The 17323-nt window shown below is 65.9% G+C and carries 15 protein-coding genes, 1 tRNA gene and 1 riboswitch; of the genes, 7 read left to right on the forward strand and 9 right to left on the reverse strand.

Translation table 11 applies throughout. The features are described 5' to 3' along the window. Positions 1-95 precede the first annotated feature (95 nt). Positions 96-180, forward strand: a riboswitch (S-adenosyl-L-homocysteine riboswitch). Between the two features lie 48 nt (positions 181-228). Then, positions 229-1659, forward strand: coding sequence for an adenosylhomocysteinase (ahcY, locus tag ACYVJ8_RS11195; protein ID WP_460712354.1), 1431 nt, complete (start codon positions 229-231; stop codon positions 1657-1659). A 600-nt stretch (positions 1660-2259) separates the two neighbouring features. Here the strand turns inward: ahcY and ACYVJ8_RS11200 are convergent. The 3 genes from ACYVJ8_RS11200 to ACYVJ8_RS11210 form a co-directional block, all read right to left on the reverse strand. Further along, positions 2260-3003, reverse strand: a complete 744-nt coding sequence (locus ACYVJ8_RS11200; RefSeq protein WP_460712356.1) for a LytR/AlgR family response regulator transcription factor — start codon at positions 3001-3003, stop codon at positions 2260-2262. Then, positions 3000-4037 carry a sensor histidine kinase gene (locus ACYVJ8_RS11205; protein ID WP_460712358.1) on the reverse strand — a complete coding sequence of 346 codons (1038 nt, stop codon included), beginning with the start codon at positions 4035-4037 and terminating at the stop codon, positions 3000-3002. The genes ACYVJ8_RS11200 and ACYVJ8_RS11205 overlap by 4 nt, the downstream gene beginning before the upstream one ends. Before the next feature lie 92 nt (positions 4038-4129). Continuing rightward, entirely contained in the window at positions 4130-5068 is a 939-nt protein-coding gene (locus ACYVJ8_RS11210; RefSeq protein ID WP_460712360.1) for an alpha/beta fold hydrolase, read from the reverse strand. Between the two features lie 213 nt (positions 5069-5281). Between ACYVJ8_RS11210 and metF the strand changes: the two genes are divergently transcribed. The 5 genes from metF (at position 5282) to ACYVJ8_RS11235 (ending at position 10663) form a co-directional block, all read left to right on the forward strand. Next, positions 5282-6112 (forward strand): methylenetetrahydrofolate reductase [NAD(P)H], encoded by an 831-nt coding sequence (gene metF / locus ACYVJ8_RS11215; RefSeq protein ID WP_460712362.1) that lies wholly within the window; start codon positions 5282-5284, stop codon positions 6110-6112. Positions 6113-6291: 179 nt separating this feature from the next. Further along, complete coding sequence (locus ACYVJ8_RS11220) at positions 6292-6960, forward strand: hypothetical protein (RefSeq protein WP_460712364.1); 669 nt, start codon at positions 6292-6294, stop codon at positions 6958-6960. An 86-nt stretch (positions 6961-7046) separates the two neighbouring features. Next, positions 7047-7655, forward strand: a complete 609-nt coding sequence (locus ACYVJ8_RS11225; RefSeq protein WP_460712366.1) for a hypothetical protein — start codon at positions 7047-7049, stop codon at positions 7653-7655. 170 nt (positions 7656-7825) lie between these two features. Further along, positions 7826-9097, forward strand: coding sequence for a M12 family metallo-peptidase (locus tag ACYVJ8_RS11230; RefSeq protein ID WP_460712368.1), 1272 nt, complete (start codon positions 7826-7828; stop codon positions 9095-9097). Between the two features lie 648 nt (positions 9098-9745). After that, positions 9746-10663 (forward strand): branched-chain amino acid transaminase, encoded by a 918-nt coding sequence (locus ACYVJ8_RS11235; RefSeq protein WP_460712370.1) that lies wholly within the window; start codon positions 9746-9748, stop codon positions 10661-10663. A gap of 52 nt (positions 10664-10715) precedes the next feature. On the opposite strand, the gene ACYVJ8_RS11240 is transcribed toward ACYVJ8_RS11235, so the two are convergent. The 6 genes from ACYVJ8_RS11240 to ACYVJ8_RS11265 all read right to left on the reverse strand — a co-directional run bounded on the left by ACYVJ8_RS11240 (position 10716) and on the right by ACYVJ8_RS11265 (position 16871). Continuing rightward, the gene (locus ACYVJ8_RS11240) at positions 10716-12065 is read right to left on the reverse strand and encodes a sensor histidine kinase (RefSeq protein WP_460712372.1); all 1350 of its coding nucleotides are present in this window, start codon (positions 12063-12065) and stop codon (positions 10716-10718) included. Positions 12066-12157: 92 nt separating this feature from the next. Further along, the gene (locus ACYVJ8_RS11245) at positions 12158-12838 is read right to left on the reverse strand and encodes a response regulator transcription factor (RefSeq protein WP_460712374.1); all 681 of its coding nucleotides are present in this window, start codon (positions 12836-12838) and stop codon (positions 12158-12160) included. Positions 12839-13244: 406 nt separating this feature from the next. After that, the gene (gene rimK / locus ACYVJ8_RS11250) at positions 13245-14189 is read right to left on the reverse strand and encodes a 30S ribosomal protein S6--L-glutamate ligase (RefSeq protein ID WP_460712376.1); all 945 of its coding nucleotides are present in this window, start codon (positions 14187-14189) and stop codon (positions 13245-13247) included. Next, a complete protein-coding gene (locus tag ACYVJ8_RS11255) occupies positions 14186-14725 on the reverse strand; it encodes an ATP-dependent zinc protease family protein (protein WP_460712378.1) in 540 nt (179 codons plus the stop codon). Before ACYVJ8_RS11255 ends, rimK begins: the two co-directional genes overlap by 4 nt. Positions 14726-14846: 121 nt before the next feature. Then, positions 14847-14920: transfer RNA gene (locus tag ACYVJ8_RS11260), tRNA-Gly, on the reverse strand. A 121-nt stretch (positions 14921-15041) separates the two neighbouring features. Next, complete coding sequence (locus ACYVJ8_RS11265) at positions 15042-16871, reverse strand: autotransporter domain-containing protein (RefSeq protein ID WP_460712380.1); 1830 nt, start codon at positions 16869-16871, stop codon at positions 15042-15044. A gap of 159 nt (positions 16872-17030) precedes the next feature. Between ACYVJ8_RS11265 and thiS the strand changes: the two genes are divergently transcribed. Beyond that, on the forward strand, positions 17031-17231 hold the full coding sequence (thiS, locus tag ACYVJ8_RS11270) for a sulfur carrier protein ThiS (RefSeq protein ID WP_460712382.1): 201 nt from the start codon (positions 17031-17033) through the stop codon (positions 17229-17231). Positions 17232-17323 lie beyond the last annotated feature (92 nt).

Genomic DNA, 17323 nt, shown 5'->3' on the forward strand with positions numbered 1-17323 from the left:
CGGCCCGTTCGCTTTTTCAGCGCCGAAACGCACCTCCCCAAGCGCCTGTTCATGAAGACCCGCCACCTCCCAACGCGGTAGAATTCCGCCCCTGCCCCGCCGAGGGGCGCTGCGACCGCGGTGAGTTTCCCGCGGCCAGGCTCGGCGAGGTTCCAAACGCAACAACGGCGCCCGTTAATGCAAGTCACGCCATTCCGGCGAACGACTTCCAAACAACGGAGCTACACCATGAACGCCGTACCGAAGACCTTCTCGACCGAAGGCGACTACAAGGTTGCCGACATCTCGCTGGCCGATTGGGGCCGCAAGGAAATCGACATCGCCGAGCACGAGATGCCGGGCCTGATGTCGATCCGCCACGAGTACGCACCGGCCAAGCCGCTCAAGGGCGTGCGCGTGACCGGCTCGCTGCACATGACCATCCAGACCGCCGTGCTGATCGAGACACTGCGTGATCTTGGCGCCGACGTGCGCTGGGCCTCGTGCAACATCTTCTCGACGCAGGATCACGCCGCCGCTGCGATCGCGAAGTCCGGCACGCCGGTGTTCGCGTGGAAGGGCGAATCGCTGGAGGAATACTGGGACTGCACGCTCGACGCGCTGACCTTCCCGGGCAACAAGGGTCCGGAGCTGGTCGTCGACGACGGCGGCGACGTCACCCTGCTGATCCACAAGGGTTATGAACTCGAAAATGGTTCCGACTGGGTCAACACGCCCTCGTCGAACCACGAAGAACAGGTGATCAAGAACCTGCTCAAGCGCGTCCACGCCGAACGCCCTGGCTACTTCGCCGGCGTCGTCAAGGCATGGAAGGGCGTGTCGGAAGAGACCACCACCGGCGTGCATCGCCTCTACCAGCTCGCCGAACAGGGCAAGCTGCTGGTGCCGGCGATCAACGTCAACGACTCGGTCACCAAGTCGAAGTTCGACAACCTCTACGGCTGCCGCGAATCGCTGGCCGACGGCCTCAAGCGCGCGATGGACGTGATGCTGGCCGGCAAGGTCGCCGTCGTCTGCGGTTACGGCGACGTGGGCAAGGGTTCGGCGCACTCGCTGCGTGCCTACGGTGCGCGCGTGGTGGTGACCGAGATCGATCCGATCAACGCGCTGCAGGCCGCGATGGAAGGTTTCGAGGTCAACACTGTCGAATCGACGCTGGGCCGTGGCGACATCTACGTCACCACCACCGGCAACAAGGACGTGCTGACGCTCGAGCACATGTCGCAGATGAAGGACCAGGCGATCGTCTGCAACATTGGCCACTTCGATAACGAGATTCAGGTCGACAAGCTCAACACCTCGGGCGCGACCAAGCTCAACATCAAGCCGCAGGTCGACAAGTACACCTTCGCCAATGGCAACAGCATCTTCCTGCTGGCCGAAGGCCGCCTGGTGAATCTGGGCTGCGCGACGGGCCACCCGAGCTTCGTGATGTCGAACTCGTTCTCCAACCAGACGCTGGCGCAGTTGGACCTGTGGGCGAACAAGGACAGCTACGAAGCCAAGGTCTACATCCTGCCGAAGAAGCTCGACGAGGAAGTCGCGCGCCTGCATCTGGAAAAGATCGGCGTGAAGCTGACCAAGCTGACCGACGACCAGGCCGCTTATCTGGGCGTGGCGGTGGAAGGTCCGTACAAGCCGGATCATTACCGCTACTGATCGACGGTTGTGACGCGATAAGAAAACGGGCGCTTCGGCGCCCGTTTTTTTTGCCATTGAAAGTTTTCTTGCGGGCTCTTTCACTTTCAAACTTTCATTCTGGCTTTTTGCTGGGACCAGCGTGGGGTCTCGGACGGGCAGGCGGCACCGGTGGGGGCTGCGTGACACGCCGTGAATCCGTCCATGGAGGCTTGTCAGCGGCATCCATGCCGCCGACAGTCACGCCGCCCCCACCGGCACCGCCTGCCCTCCCACACATCTCAGGCGCTTCTACGAATAAGCAAAGGCAGCTCGCTGCGCTCGCCTCCCCTCATCTGCCCTTCGGGCATCTTCTCCCCGCACGCGGGGAGAAGAAGAGCGCAGGGCCGAAGCGGCGAACGTCACGTTCGCGATTAGCGCTGCCCGCCGGGATGGGGGTGGCGGAGAGCGGACCAGGGATGGTCCGCGGCCCGACTAAAGGCAGGACTGCCGTCCGGAGGGTCGGAGCCACCCCCATCCCGGCGGGTAGTGCGTCCCACCGAAGCCGGCAGCTTCTAAAGCAGAGACAAGCAAAGTCCCTGGATCCCCGCCTTCGCGGGGATGACGAGCAGCCAAAAGACGCTACAGCGCCAATCTGTCCCGCAACTCCCGCGCCTGCCGACGCGATACCTCGATCACGCTGCCGTCCTTCAACGTCAGGTCGTAGCCGTCGCCCACCGCCAGGTCGATGTTCTTGACCATGCGCAGATTCACCAAAGTGTTGCGGTTGGCGCGGAAGAACAGCGCCGGATCCAACCGTGCTTCCAATGCACTCAGACTGCGCGCGAGCAAGGCGTTCTCCTCGCGGAACCACACCCGCGCGTAATTGCCGTCCACCACTATCCGGCTGATCTCGTGCAGCGCCACGAACCAGCACTGCTCGCCATCGCGCAGGAACACCTGATCGCTGGCGCCCAGCATCGCGCGCGGCTCAGCGTCGACCGGTTCCGCCGCGGCGCGCCTTGATCGTGCCCGGGCGATGGCGGCCGCCAGGCGCTCTGGCACCACCGGCTTGACCAGATAGTCGAGCGCATTGGCATCGAAGGCGCGCACGGCGTAGTGATCGTAGGCGGTGGTGAACACCACCAGCGGCGCATGATCGATGCCTTCCAGCACGTCGAAGCCGGTGCCCGACGGCATCTGGATGTCGAGTAGAACCAGGTCGGGCTGCAGCTTGTCGATCGCGGCCTGCGCGGCGGGTACGTCGTCGGCCTCGCCGATGCATTCCACGTCCGCGACTTCGGTCAGCAGCGTGCGCAGCTCCTGCCGCGCCAGGCGCGTGTCGTCGACGATCAGCACCCTTAGCGGCCGTGACGAGGCACTCACTGGACCACCTCCAACCGCGCCAACACGCGTGGGCCATTCTGCAGCAGGTCGAAATGACTACCCGGATCGCGCGCGAGCCGCGCACGCAGATACGCCAGGCCCACACCGTGGCCGCCGCCCGACTGCTCCACACGTCCGGGATTGCTGACCTCGATCGCCAGCCTGCCCTCGTGCCGCCACGCCGACACGCCCAGTTCACCGCCGCCCGGCGTGCGTGCGATGCCGTGCTTGATCGCGTTCTCCACCAGCAGCTGCAGCAGCATCGGCGGCAGCTGCGCGTCGAGCGCGTCGCGGGCGATGTCGCGGTGCACGCGCAGGCGCTCCTCATAGTGCACGCTTTCGACGGCGAGGTAGTCGTCCACCACGGCCAGCTCCTCGCTCAGCGTGGCCGACTCGCGCTGGCTGTGTTCCAGCGCATGGCGCAGGATGTTCGACAAGCGCGTGACCACTTCGCGCGCCCGCGCCGGTTCCTCGTTGATCAGCGCGCGCACGTTATTCAGAGCATTGAAGACGAAGTGGGGGTTCAAACGCGCGCGCAAGGCATCGAGTTCCAACGCGTTGCGCTGCGATTCCGCGCGCAGCCGCGCCAGCTCGCTCTGGCGGCGATGCCGCAGCAGATGCCAGCCGGCCCAGGCGGCGACCCACAGCCACAGGATCAGGCCGACCTGGATCGCGTACACGATGGCTTCGCGCAGTCCGTAGGTGTCGTTGGGTGCAAGGTGGTACAGCCCCAGTCGATCCGCGCTTTCGATCACCACGCGCACCAGGAACTGCACCGCAAACGCACCGATCGCCACGCCCACCGTGAGCCGCAGCAACAACGGCCCCGGCCCCAGGGCGAACCAGTCCCGCCGCACGGCCACCGTCCGCAACAGACCCGTGAACAGCCACAGGCCGGTGCCCAGACTCAGCGCCAGCCACCAGGCCGCGGTCATGGAGCCGCTCATCATGCTGAAGCTGATCACGATGAAGCCGGCGTAGAGCGACGCCGGAATCAGGTTCAACAGGGCGAAGCGGACATCGGTGCGCGTCATCGAAACGGATTCCTTCCTGGATTGAGCTCAGTCACTGAGAAAGACGGCCAGCGCACGCTGGCCGTCCTTGGATCCATGCTGCGAACGGTGCATCACTTGCCGGCGATGAAGCCGCGCACTTGCTGCTGCAGCCACTGCGGATCGTCCCACATCAGGAAATGGTAGCCGCCTTCGCTCATCTCCACGCGCACGCCTTTCAATTTCGCGTACTGCGCCTGGTATAGCGCGGCGGTCGATTCCTTGGTGACGCCGTACGGCGCGTACGCGGCCCACGCGCCCAGCACCAGCGTGGGTACCTGGATGCGTCCCAACTCGCCGCGCAGATCGGTGGTCATCATTTCGTACATGGCTTGCGCGGTGATCGTGCGGTCGCTGGCATTGCCCCAGGTGGCAAGCGTGGCCACGCGCTTGGGGTCGTGCACCATGCCCTGCAGATTGGCGGCGACACCCGCGCGGTAGCCCGCCTCGTCCTGCGCGAGCATCTGCTTGCGCATGGCCTCCGCCATCGGCCGGACTTCATCGGCCGTCGCCGCCGGATTGCGCACTGCGCCCAGGAAGGCCAGCGCATCGACGATGACCACGCGATCGAAGCGCTCGGGTTGCTTGATCGCCATCTGCAGGGCGAGGAAGCCGCCCAGGCTGTGACCCATCACGATCGGGTGCTTGAGCTTGCGCGCATCCACATAGGCGAGCAGGCGGTCGCGCATGTCGTCGAGCCACGCCTGCTTGTTGGCATCCGTGGCCGACGGCTGGCCGGCGAAGCCGGGCAGCGTGACGATGTGGCACTGCACGTGGTCCTCCTGCAGCGCGGCGCAGGTTTCGCTCCAGGTTTCGCCGGCGCTGTTGAGGCCGGGGACCATCAGCACGGGACGGCCTTCGCCCACCACTTCGACCTTGAGGTCGCGGAACGTCTGCGGCGTGGCGGCGTGCGCCGAATGCCAGCCGAAGAACGCCAGCGCAAAGCCGGCAGCGAAGATGCGGAAGGCGCAGCGGAACGCGGATTGGAAGGCCGCCTGGGCAAGCACTTGCATGAGGAGCTCCTTGTGGCACGTGGCACGGTGTGGACGTGGCACCAGCCTCACCCGGCGCGTTCCTTCTGGCCGGGATCGGATGACGGCCGGCCGCCGTCCGTGGCGGACGGCCGCAGATCGGGACAAGCGGCGGCCTCTCCTGCCGCCATTCCTTATTTCCTCTCATCGCGATGAAGCGATAGACTTGCTGCGAATCCGCACCATGGCCCGCCGATGCCCCTCCCCCCGATCAGCTTCGAGTTCTATCCGCCGAAGACCGACGAGCAACGCGCACAACTCGACAAGACGGCTGCCAGGCTCAAGTCGCTGAACCCCGATTACGTTTCTTGCACCTTCGGCGCGGGCGGTTCGACGCTGTCGTACACCCCGGAGACGGTGGAACGCCTGCACGCGCATCACGGCCTCGACGCGGCCCCGCATCTGTCCTGCGTCGGCGGCACGCGCGCGGAACTGGGCGAGCTGCTGCTGCACTACAAGGCCATGGGCTGCCGCCGCATCGTCGCGTTGCGCGGCGACCTGCCCTCGGGCATGGGCCATACCGGCGACTTCCGCTACGCCTCGGACCTGGTGCAGTTCATCCGCTCCGAATACGACGGCTTCTTCCACATCGAAGTCGCGGCCTATCCGGAGTGCCATCCCCAGGCCGACGACGCGCTGGCCGACCTGCGCCACTTCAAGCGCAAAGTCGACGCCGGTGCGAACGGCGCGATCACGCAGTACTTCTACAACGCCGACGCATATTTCCGCTTCGTCGACGACGCGCGCAAGCTCGGCGTCGTGGTGCCGATCGTCCCGGGCATCATGCCGATCTCCAACTTCACCCAGCTGCGCCGCTTCTCCGAAGCCTGCGGCGCGGAGATCCCGCGCTGGATTGGCAAGCGCATGCAGGCGTTCGGCGACGACGTCGACAGCGTGCGCGAGTTCGCGTCCGATTTCGTCGCGGCGCTGTGCCAGCGGCTGATCGACGGCGGCGCACCGGGGCTGCACTTCTACACGCTCAATCTTTCCAAGCCGACGGTGAGCGTGCTTTCGCGGTTGGCGTAACGCATTCGGCGGCGCGCGCCGTTCCCGCACTGCATCACCGCGCGCTTATCGCATTCATTGCGGTGAGCGCGTTTCGACGTCGCTGAATCTGTGCTTGCGAACAGCATAGGTTCAGGCTGAATCGTCGATTGCATACGCCTCGTTGACCGTGCACGCCAGAACATCGCGGCGTGTTTCCAATGAGCGGTCGCGCCGTGAAGTCCTCCGTATTCGCCTCCTTCGTCGTCGTCGCCCTCGGTGCGCTCGGCGCTGCGGGATCGCACGACGTACGCGCTTCCGGCGAGGCCGCCATCCAACGCTGCGAGGCGGCCGACGGCAACTCTGTTTACACCGACAAGTCCTGCGCGCTGTTCCAGGCACGCCCTACGCGCATCTCCGACGATCTTTCCTTGCGCCTGGCGCTCGACAAAGCGAGCCGCTCGACCGATGACGACCTGTCCATGGACTTCTACCGCGACGCGTCCGAAGCCTTGCCGGAAGCGAACCCGGGCCGGCGCTCGGCTGCCGCGGGCTGCGCGCGATCGCCGCAACAGCTGTCGCGCGATCTGGTCGGCGCCTTCGCCCTGCACGACGTCAATCGCGTCGCCGAAAGCTATCACTGGGTCGGCATGAGCCAGCGCCAGGCCTTGCCGGTGATGAAGCAGCTCGAGCGTCTGTCCGCGAAACCGCTCGCCGATGCCCGCTTCCTCAACGCCTGGATCGGATCGGGTGACACTGGCTCGGTTGAAGCGGCGGCGACAGCCATGCCGCGCGACAACGGACTGATGCAGCTGGTGTTCGCCGGCGACGGCCGCATCGTCGATTTCGAAGTACGCCGCTATGCCGGCTGCTATTTCATCGCCGCCTGAACCGCAGCCACTGTCGTTTTCGCAGGATCGCGAACTGGGCAACGCCGCACTTTTCGCTCGCTATCCACGGCGCTAGGCTGCCGGCCATGTCGTTACGGCCGCTATTGCTCCTGCTCCTGCTCTTGCTTTGCGCACTCGCGCTGGCGTGGCCGCATGACGCGGCTGCGCAGGTGCGCCATTGCGTGACGGCCGACGGCCAGAGCATCTTCACCGACCGCCAGTGCGAAGCGGTCAGCGCAGTCGAGCGCGCGCCCCCCAGCGAGGCGCCCACCGGTGCGCAGGTGCGCCGCGCCGGCGGCTGCGCACGTACGCTGGACGATCTCGTCTTCGAAATGAACAATGCGATCCAGGCGCACGATGCGAACCGGCTCGCCGCGTTCTATCACTGGCCGGGCACGTCGGCGGAAACGGGGTATCGCATCTGGACGCAGTTGGACGCCGTAGCGAACCGGCCGCTGGTCGACATCGTGCCGGTGATGCCAACCAGCACTCCGCCTGCGAGCGCCGCGCCCGGCAGCGATGAGATCAGCAACGACGCGACTGCGCCGGTCGACGGCAATCTCTACCCGCAGACCAGCGTGCGACGTAATCCGGTGGCCCTGCGCGTAGAGCAGGTGCTGAGCAACAGCGCGACGCCATCGAGTACGGTGTTCGGCCTGACCCATTACTTCGGGTGCTGGTGGGTGCGGTTTTAAGCATCTGCGCTGACACACGACGCGTTCACGACACGTGACGGTCATGCACATACCTATCCGTGCTGTTGCGCCGCAACGTGCGGCGGCTGCGCTTCTTGGCGAAGCTCGCCTTGAACGCTCTCGCGTTCCTGCGATCGGGCCATCGCAGCCACTTCACAAGGAATCGTCGAATGAACCGATCGCTCCCCGTCCTGGCCGGCGCTGCCGGCCTGCTGCTCGCCGCGTCCGCTTCCGCCGCCGGCAAGCCGCTATTCGTGGCCGGACATGGTCAAGCCGATGCACGCAACGATCGCGCCCTCGAGCGCCTGTTGAGCAATCCCAGCACGCGCGACGTCAAGCTCGTCGACGTCGATGCCAGCGCCAGCGATGCGGCGCAGATCGAACTCGTAGTCGGCGGCCGCACCATCACCGCCGACCGCTCCCGCGCCGAGCGCACGGCTACCGGTAGCGACGTGTGGTACGGCCACGTGCAGCATGCGCCCAAGACCGGCTATGCACCGCGCGAAACCGCGGCTGATCCGCTCAACGACGTCGTGCTCGTGCGCCACGGCAATCAGATCACCGGCAACGTCCGCGTGGACGGACAGCTGTATCGCATCCGCCCGCTGCCCGATGGCGCGACGGCGGTGGTCGAGGTCGATGAGAACCGTATGCCGGCCGACCATCCCGAAGCGGCTTACCGCGCGATCTTCGAGGCGGCGGCGCGCGACAAGCAGGTGTCCGCACTAGGCAAGCCCTGCCGCACCAATTGCGGTGGCGGCACGCCGGTCGATCCGGGCCCGACCCAGACCATCCGCGTGATGGTGGTCGCGACCAACGACGCCATCACCGCCTACGGCGGCGACATGCAGGCCTTGGTCGAACTGGCCGTGGCCGAGTCCAACCAGGGCTATCTGAACTCGAACATCGGCATCAACATGGTGCTGGCCAACTATTCGACCACCACCTACGCCACCGCCGGCATGAGCACCGATCTGTCGCGCTTCCGCGGCACCAGCGACGGCTATATGGACAACGTCCATGCGGTACGCGACGCCAACACGGCGGACGTGATGATGCTGGTGGCCAACGATGCTTCCGCGTGCGGCCTTGCCTCGGGTATCGGCTCGACGGCGGCGACCGCGTTCGCCACGGCCTATTGGGACTGCATCACCGGCTACTACAGCTTCGCCCACGAGATCGGCCACCTGCAGTCGGCGCGCCACGATCCCGCCACGGATGCGACCAACACGCCTTATGCCTACGGCCATGGCTACCGCGCGCCGGATAACAGCTGGCGCACGATCATGGCTTACAACTGCACGGGCGCAGGCTGCCCGCGTCTGAACTTCTGGTCGAACCCTTCGGTGACTTACGGCGGTGTACCGATGGGCACCTACGACAAGAGCCACAACCAGCGCGTGCTGGTGCAGACCAAGGCTACGGTCGCCGGCTTCCGCTGATCGAAGTTGCTGTACGCGAAAGCCGCGCGGGTCACCGCGCGGCTTTTTTGTGGCTGGATGACGACGCTCAGGTTTCATAGCTTCGGTGGGACGCGCTACCCGATGAGGTGCGTAAAGCGTCGGCTTCGGTGGGACGCGCTACCCGACGGGACGGGGGTGCTCCGCCCCTCCGGACGGCATCCCTGCCTTTAGTCGGGGCCGCGGACCATCCTGGTCCGCTCTCCGCACCCCCATCCCATCGGGCAGCGCTCACCGCGAGCGTTGTGATCGCCGCTTCGGCATCAATGCTCTTCTTCTCCCCGCGAGCGGGGAGAAGATGCCCGAAGGGCAGATGAGGGGCGAGCGCAGCGCGTTGCTTTTGCTTTTTCGAGGACGCGCCCGAGATGTGTGGAGGGCAGGCGGTGCCGGTGGGCAGGCGCGACTGTCAGCGGCATGGATGCCGCTGACCAAGCCTCCATGGACGGATTCACGGCGTGTCGCGACTGCCCACCGGCGCCGCCTGCCCGCGCCGGGATCGCAACGCCACGTCCCCTCACCCTGCGTCGCTGACGCGACGCTTTCCCTCTCCCCGCAAGCGGGGCGAGGGAGGTTCGTAGCGTCCAAGCCAGGGCGGTAAACTAGGCGCCTTTTCCCCCGCGAGAATCCGGCATGGCCATGCAATACCCCGAATGGATCTGGCACAACGGCGCGATCAAGCGCTGGGCCGAAGCGACCACGCATGTGATGTCGCACGTGGTGCATTACGGCTCGTCGGTCTTCGAGGGCATCCGCAGCTACCAGACGCCGGACGGCCCGGTGATCTTCCGCCTCACCGACCACAACAAGCGCCTGTTCGCGTCGGCCAAGATCTACGACATGGCCATCCCGTATTCGCTGGACGAGATCAACGCCGCCTGCCGCGAAGTGATCAAGGCCAACGACAACACCACCGACTACCTGCGGCCGGTCGCCTATCGCGGCCTGGGCGGCTTCGGCCTCTCCGCCGATACGCCGACCGACGTCGCCGTCGCGACCTGGAAGATGGGCCAGTACCTCGGCGCCAGCGTCGTCGAGCAGGGCATCGACGCCTGCGTATCGAGCTGGCAGCGCTTCGCCCCGAATACCTTGCCGGCAGGCGCCAAGGCGGGCGGCAACTACCTCTCCGGCCAGTTAGTCGCACGCGAGGCACGCCGCCTCGGCTTCGGCGAAGGCATCGCGCTGGCCTCGACCGGCCTGCTGAGCGAAGGCGCGGGCGAAAACCTGTTCCTGGTGTTCGATGGCGCGCTGCACACCTCGCCCGTCAGCGCCGCGCTGCTCAATGGCCTGACCCGCAACACCATCATCACCCTCGCACGCGACAACGGTATCGAGGTGATCGAGCGCGATCTGCCGCGCGAATACCTGTACCTGTGCGACGAGCTCTTCATGTGCGGCACCGCGGCGGAGATCACGCCGATCCGCTCGGTCGACGGCCGCCAGGTCGGCACCGGCAAGCCGGGCTCGGTCACGCGCCGTATCCAGGAACTGTTCTTCGGCTTGTTCGACGGTAAGACGCCGGACAAGTACGGGTGGCTGGAGCCGCTGTAACTACGCAGCAACAGGAATAAAAAAGAGCCGGGACATCCGGCTCTTTTTTTCGCTATACGCGCGACGTGGGCTCGCGACCGAAGGTGAGGATAGCCACGACGCCCTGCCTGCCGCCGGGCAACACGCGCACATCCCACTCATACAGATCGCACAGACGGCGAACGATCGACAGGCCGATGCCGCCGCCTTGCGAATGGCCAGCGTGCGTGCCGCGGTAGCCGCGCTCGAACAGCTTGGCGGCATCCTCCGCGCTGAGGCCGGGGCCGGAGTCGATCACTTCCACGGCCTTTGGGTGCACGCGCACGATGACTTCGCCCTGGGTCGTGTACTTCACCGCGTTGCCGATCAGGTTGCCCAATGCCACGGACACCGCGGCTTCGGGCGCATCGACGATCAGTCCGGCCTGCCCTTCCAGCACCAGTTGCAGCGGCTTGCCGCCCAGTTGGGCGCGGTGCGCGTCCAGCAGCTGCTCGGCGACCTTGGCGACGTCGGTCGCGCCGTGGCCACGCTCGTTGCGCGACAGCAGGAGCAACGCGCTGATCAGGTCGGTGCACTGCTGCTCGGCGCGCTGGATGCGCTGCAGGCGTGCGCGTGTGCGGTCGTCCAGTTCCGGCTTCGATAGCAGCAGTTCGACCGCGCCTCTGATCACCGCCAACGGCGTCCGTAGCTCATGGCTGACGTCGGCGTTGAACTCGCGGTCGCGCTGAACGACGTGGGTCAGGCGATCCGCATAGTCGTCCAGCGCTTCTGCTAGCTGTCCGACTTCGTCGTCGGGAAAATGCGCGGCCAGGGCTTCGGATTCGGGGTTGCTGCCGGATTTTTGCAGGCGATTGGCGAGCTCGATGACCGGACTCATTACGCGCGAGGCCGCCCAAAGCCCCACCACCAGAGACAGCAGGGTAAATACGATGACCGAGATGTAGATCGCGCGATTGAACTGCTCTTCGCCGCGCGACGCCTGGGTCATGTCGTAAGCCAGGAAGAACCACTCATTTGGCGTCTTGCGGACCGCCAACTTGTAGGAGAAGGGCGTGCCGTCCGGATTCGTACCGCTGATGTTGTGATTGCCATTGGGCAACTCCGCCCACTCCGGCCGCTCACTGCGGACGCGATCGAAGCGATCCGCGCTGAACACATACGCCCGTATCTGCTGTATGGGGGCGTCCGGTGAGGTCGCAGGGTCCACGTAATACCGACGCGCAAACTCGTCGATATTGCGGTTCATCATGTCCTCGACCAGCTGGTCTTCCACGCGCGTGCGCGTCCAATTGGTCGCCCACGCGAACAACGCCGTCAGCCCGAACCCCAGCAGGACGAACGCCAGGATGATGCGGCTGCGCAGCTGACGCCGATAGCGCGTCTTGGCCTTGCGCGGAGCGATGGAACCGGGTTCGCTGGACATGTCAGGCAGCGCTGGGTCGCGCGCGGCGGCGCGCGACCGGTCGAAGTACTGGAATCACGTTCCGCCGCTCCCCATGCGACTGCAACGGCGCGTCAGCCGTTCTCCGGTGGCGCGATGCGGTAGCCGATGCCATGGCGGGTCTGGATCAGCGGAATGTCGAAGGGCTTGTCGACCACCGCGCGCAGGCCGTGGATATGCACGCGCAGCGAATCCGAATCAGGCAGCTCCTCGCCCCACACGCGCGTTTCCAGCTCCTGCCGCGTCACCACTGCCGGCGAGGCCTCCATCAGCGCCTGCAGGATCTTCAGCGCGGTCGGGTTGAGCTGGAGCAGCTTGCCCTGGCGGCGCACTTCCAGCGTGTCGAGGTTGTATTCGAGGTCGGCGACGTTGAGCACGCGCGTCTGCACGCCGCGTCCGCGCCGCGCCAGCGCATTCAGGCGCACTTCGACTTCCTGCAGCGCGAACGGCTTGATCAGGTAGTCGTCGGCGCCGGAATCGAAGCCGGCCAGCTTGTTGTCCAACGAATCGCGCGCCGTGAGCACCAACACCGGCGTCTGCTTGCGCGCTTCGTTGCGCAGCTTGCGGCAGACCTCCAGGCCGTCGAGGCCCGGCAGGTTGAGGTCGAGCACGATCGCGTCGAACTCATGGACGACCGCCAGATGCAATCCGGTGATGCCGTCCGCGGCGAAGTCCACGGTATGCCCGCGGTCCTCTAGGAAATCGCCAAGGTTGGCGGCGATGTCCTGGTTGTCTTCGATGACGAGGATGCGCATGTGTCCTTCCGTCTCAGGTAGGGCTTCGACCACGCGGTCGCCGCCGGGTTCCGGAAGCGCATGCGACCGGAGCGTCTGGGCGTGAAATTAACAAATCTATTGGAAACGATCTCGTGACTGCCGGTTTGGCGGCCTCGCGAGCGCCTGTAACGCCGTGCCGGTCTCGATCCGCACCCCGAAAAAAGAAGACCCGGATGCGGGGCCGCCGCATCCGGGTCAAAAAGGGTGTTGCCCCGATTACCGTCATCCAGCGACCGACTACTGACGAGGAAGCAGCGGGATTCCGGTCTGCTCAGGCTACGCCTGCGGGAACTAAAAGTCCGTTAAAAGGGGCATGTAAAATTTCGTTATTTGGGGCCAGCCGCCCCCTGCAAAAACCAGCAATTAACAATTATCTTTTTGATTTTTAAAGATAATTTTCGTTGGCAATTTTTTCGTTAAGACTGCGAGCGGCGCTGGCCAGCCTGGAGCTCCGGCGCCCGGACCGGCCCCCGACGAAGTCGATCACCGCCCCGGCCACGTCGACGCCGGACGCGGCCTCGATGCCCTCCAGCCCTGGCGATGCATTCACTTCGAGCACGAGCGGACCGCGCTTGGAACGGATGAGATCGACACCGGCGACACCGAGTCCCAACGCGCGCGCGGCGCGGATCGCGACGTCTTGTTCGGTCGCGCTCGGGCGCACGCCTTTGGCGGTACCGCCGCGATGCAGGTTGGAACGGAAGTCGCCCTTGGGCGCCTGGCGCTTCATCGCCGCGACCACGGCGTCGCCGACCACGAAGCAGCGCAGATCGGCGCCCTTCGCCTCTTCGACGAATTCCTGCACCAGGAAGTTGGCGTACAGGCCGCGCAGCGCTTCGATCACGCTGCGCGAGGCCGAGGGCTTCTCCGTCAGCATTACGCCCGCGCCCTGCGTGCCTTCGTTGAGCTTGATCACGTGCGGCGGCGGGCCGAGCATCGCCAGCAGATCGTGGGTGTCGTCGGGGTTGTCGCCGAAAACGGTTGCCGGCAGGCCGATGCCCTGCGCCGCGAGCAACTGGTGGCAGCGCAACTTGTCGCGCGCCTTCAGGATCGCGTCGGATGAATTGGGCGTATAGCTGCCCATCAGCTCGAACTGGCGCAGCACCGCCGAGCCGTAGCGCGTCACCGAGGCGCCCACGCGTGGAACCACCGCGTCGTAGCCCGCGATCAGCCGTCCCTTGTAGTGCATCGAGAAGCCATCGGTGGCGATGCGCATGTAGCAGCGCAGCGGGTCGAGCACGCGGACGCTGTGCCCGCGCTCGCGCGCGGCTTCCACCAGGCGGCGGGTCGAATACAGCTTGCTGTTGCGCGAAAGGATCGCGAGTTTCATGGAAGCCTGGAATGCGAAGTCGGAAGCCGGTTGAACAGGGGAACCGCTGTCACGTCGACGCTGCGGGAGACGCGCTGGTTCGCAGCGACGGCGCGGCGGCGCCCGTGCAGGTAGGACCGGGCGGGATCGACCGTAAAGCAGCCTGCCATCGCGGTGCGCCCGAGCAGCATGGGGAAGAGCATGCGCTTGCGGTCGGTCAGATTGATTTCAATCTCGCGCTCCACGCCGGCCAGCTGCAAGGTGGTGCGCAGGAAGATGCGCCGGGTGCGATGGCCGCCGGAATCGATTACGTCGCGCTCGTCGAAGATCGGCGCGACTGCCTGCACCATCGCCTCGCCTAGTCCATCGTTGCTGAGCTGGAAGCCGACCCACGGCACACCGCGCTCGACGAAGCGCCAGCAGCGATCGACATGCAAGGCCGAACTGCGCGCGCCGCTGTCGATCTTGCAGCGCACCGACGCGAGGCCCAGCCGCGGCAGGCTCGCCCATTCGCGCCAGCCCAGCGTCACCGGTTCGTGAGAAATTCTTTGTGCCACGCCCAATCGTCCGGAAGAAAAAACGGCAGTCACTGTGACGCGACTACCGTTACGGTTTTGTTGCCTTTTGCGGCGCTGCTCCGGGCTGAGAGCGAGCGCGGCGAATGACTTGCTCGAAAGCTGGAGCGGGTGATGGGAATCGAACCCACGCTATCGGCTTGGGAAGCCGAAGTTCTACCATTGAACTACACCCGCGCGACGGCGGCAGTCTATGCCCGGTGTCGACGCCTTGGCAACGCGCGCGCTCCGGACGCAAAAGCAAAGGGCCCTGACGGGCCCTTTGCGATACAGCTTTGGTGCAGGTTGCGGCGGCGACTCAGAAGCCCGCGCCCACGGTGGCGAACACGGTGGCGTTGTTGCCGCCCTTCTGGCCGACAGTCACGCTGGTACCGATGTTCGCATCCAGGCCGAACACGCGCGTGCGCGCACCGAACGTAAACGTGCCGTAGTCCTGGTCGAACTCGACGCCCGGTACCGCGTACGGCGCCGAACCCGGCAGCGACTGCACCTGTGCCCAGGCTTCGCGCGGCGCGTCTTCGAACTCGCGGTCGTAGGTCAGGCGCGCATACGGCTTGAGGTGCTCGTTGATCGCGTAGCTCGCCTGCCAGCCGGCGCTGCCGATCAGCGAATCGAAGCTCTGGTCCGGATAGGCCAGCGAGGTCGACTGCTCCGGATGGTCTTCGGCATAGCCGTCGATGTCGATGCGCTGGGCGAGCACGCTCACCACCGGGCCGTGGCGCAGCGCGCCTTCGCCGAATTCCCAACCGGCGCTGATGCCGCCGCTCAGGTTTTCGCCGTCGGCCGACCCGCTGTGCTTGCGCGAGGTCGGTCCGAGGACCACTTCGCGATCGATGTCGTAATCGGCCTTGGTCCAGCTCAGCTGGCCGTTGACCCATGCGCCGTTGTCGCCGTACCAGCCCACGAAGCCGCCCACGCTGAGATCGGTCTGGTCGAAGCTGCCGCCGCGACGGCCGAAGTCCTGCGCCTGGCGGCCGTAGCCGGCAAAGGCGCCGTAGACGAGATTGCCGCTGCTCCAGTCGACGCCGAAGGTCAGGGTCGGGCCGGCGCCGTCATACACGTTGCCCTCGCCGTAGCGCTGGAAGTCGCCGCGGATATCGCTCCACCACTTCATGCCATCGGCCTCGGGGGCGCTGGCATGCGCGGCGACGCGCTCGGCGCGGGAACGGCCGACCATCGATTCCGAATTCGGCAGCAGCGCGATCTGGCGCGGGGCTTCGAGGACCGAGACCGCATACTCGGCGAGGATCGCGTGCGCCTCGGTGCTCGGATGCACGCCATCGGCGAAGGCGCGGCCGCTACCCACGCTCACGCAGGTGAGCGATGTGCCGGCGCAGGCGGGAATGGTTGCGCTGTTGAAGCCGTACGCACCGGGGTTCGCGCTGATCTCGTGCAGCAGGGTGTAGGTATCCAGCGGGATCACCCGCAGGTTCTGCTGGGCGATGCCGCCGAACAGGGTCTGGTTGTAGGCGTTCACCAGCGCGGTGATGTTGGCCGAGCCCGCCGGGCCCTGGGACAGGCCGAACGGGGTAACGCCGACGTCAGGCATGGTCGGCACCAGGATGTAACGCGCACCGGCCGTGGTCAGCGTGTTGATCAGGCCGACCTGGGTCTGCGCCGAGCCCAGGAACTGCGTGGGCGTGATCGCGCCATTGAGGGTGAAGAACAGATCGTTCGCGCCACCCCAGACGGTGTAGAGCGCATTCGGATCAGCCACGCCACCGTTACGCGTGAGGTAGGCGCCGACCTGCGTGCCTAGCGACGGGGCGAACTGGGTGGGCACTGCCGGTGGGAAGCCCGGGCCAGGCTTCACCGTCGCGCCGCCGGCGGCGAAATTGGTACCGGTGCCGGCGACGATGCCCGTGTTGGTCAGGCCCCACGCCGAGCTGGCGTCGGTGCCGTAGAAATTGGCGAGGTACTCGGACCACACCAGTCCCGGGTTGGTGGTGAAGCGACCGACGCTGGCGGCGCTGGGGCCAGCATTCTGGATCAGGAACGGCCGGTAGAAGCCCGAGTCGGTCAGGCTGTCGCCGAAAAACACCGTATGGCTGTAAGTGCCTGCAAACGCAGGTGCTGCAGCAAGCGCCAGAGCGGCAGCAAGCAGGCAGCGGACGGGCTTCTTCATCATTCCTTTTCTCTCCCCAGTGGATTTCTTATTGGTTGGTCCGGCATGCCGGCGCATACGCCGACGCATGGCGACGCATCGAACCATGCCGTGACGCGGCGCACAAGACGCAACGCGGCAAGGCGGCTGGCCGTGGCACCGCCGGGCGACGACAATGGCGGCATGGATATCGTTCTGAACGGCGAGCCGCGCTCGCTTCCCGCAGCGCTGACGGTGCTGCAACTGCTGGACGCCGAAGGCCTGGGCGAACGCCGGGTCGCGGTCGAGGTCAACGGCGAGATCGTGCCGCGCGGCGACCACGGCGCTCACACGCTGAGCGAAGGCGACCGCATCGAGATCGTGCACGCCCTGGGCGGCGGCTAAAAAACCATAGAGGTAGGCACCCTCCCTCGCCCCGCTTGCGGGGAGAGGGAAAGCGTCGCGCTAGCGACGCAGGGTGAGGGGGCGTCGCGTCA

It is taken from the genome of Lysobacter terrae (genome assembly GCF_054782215.1).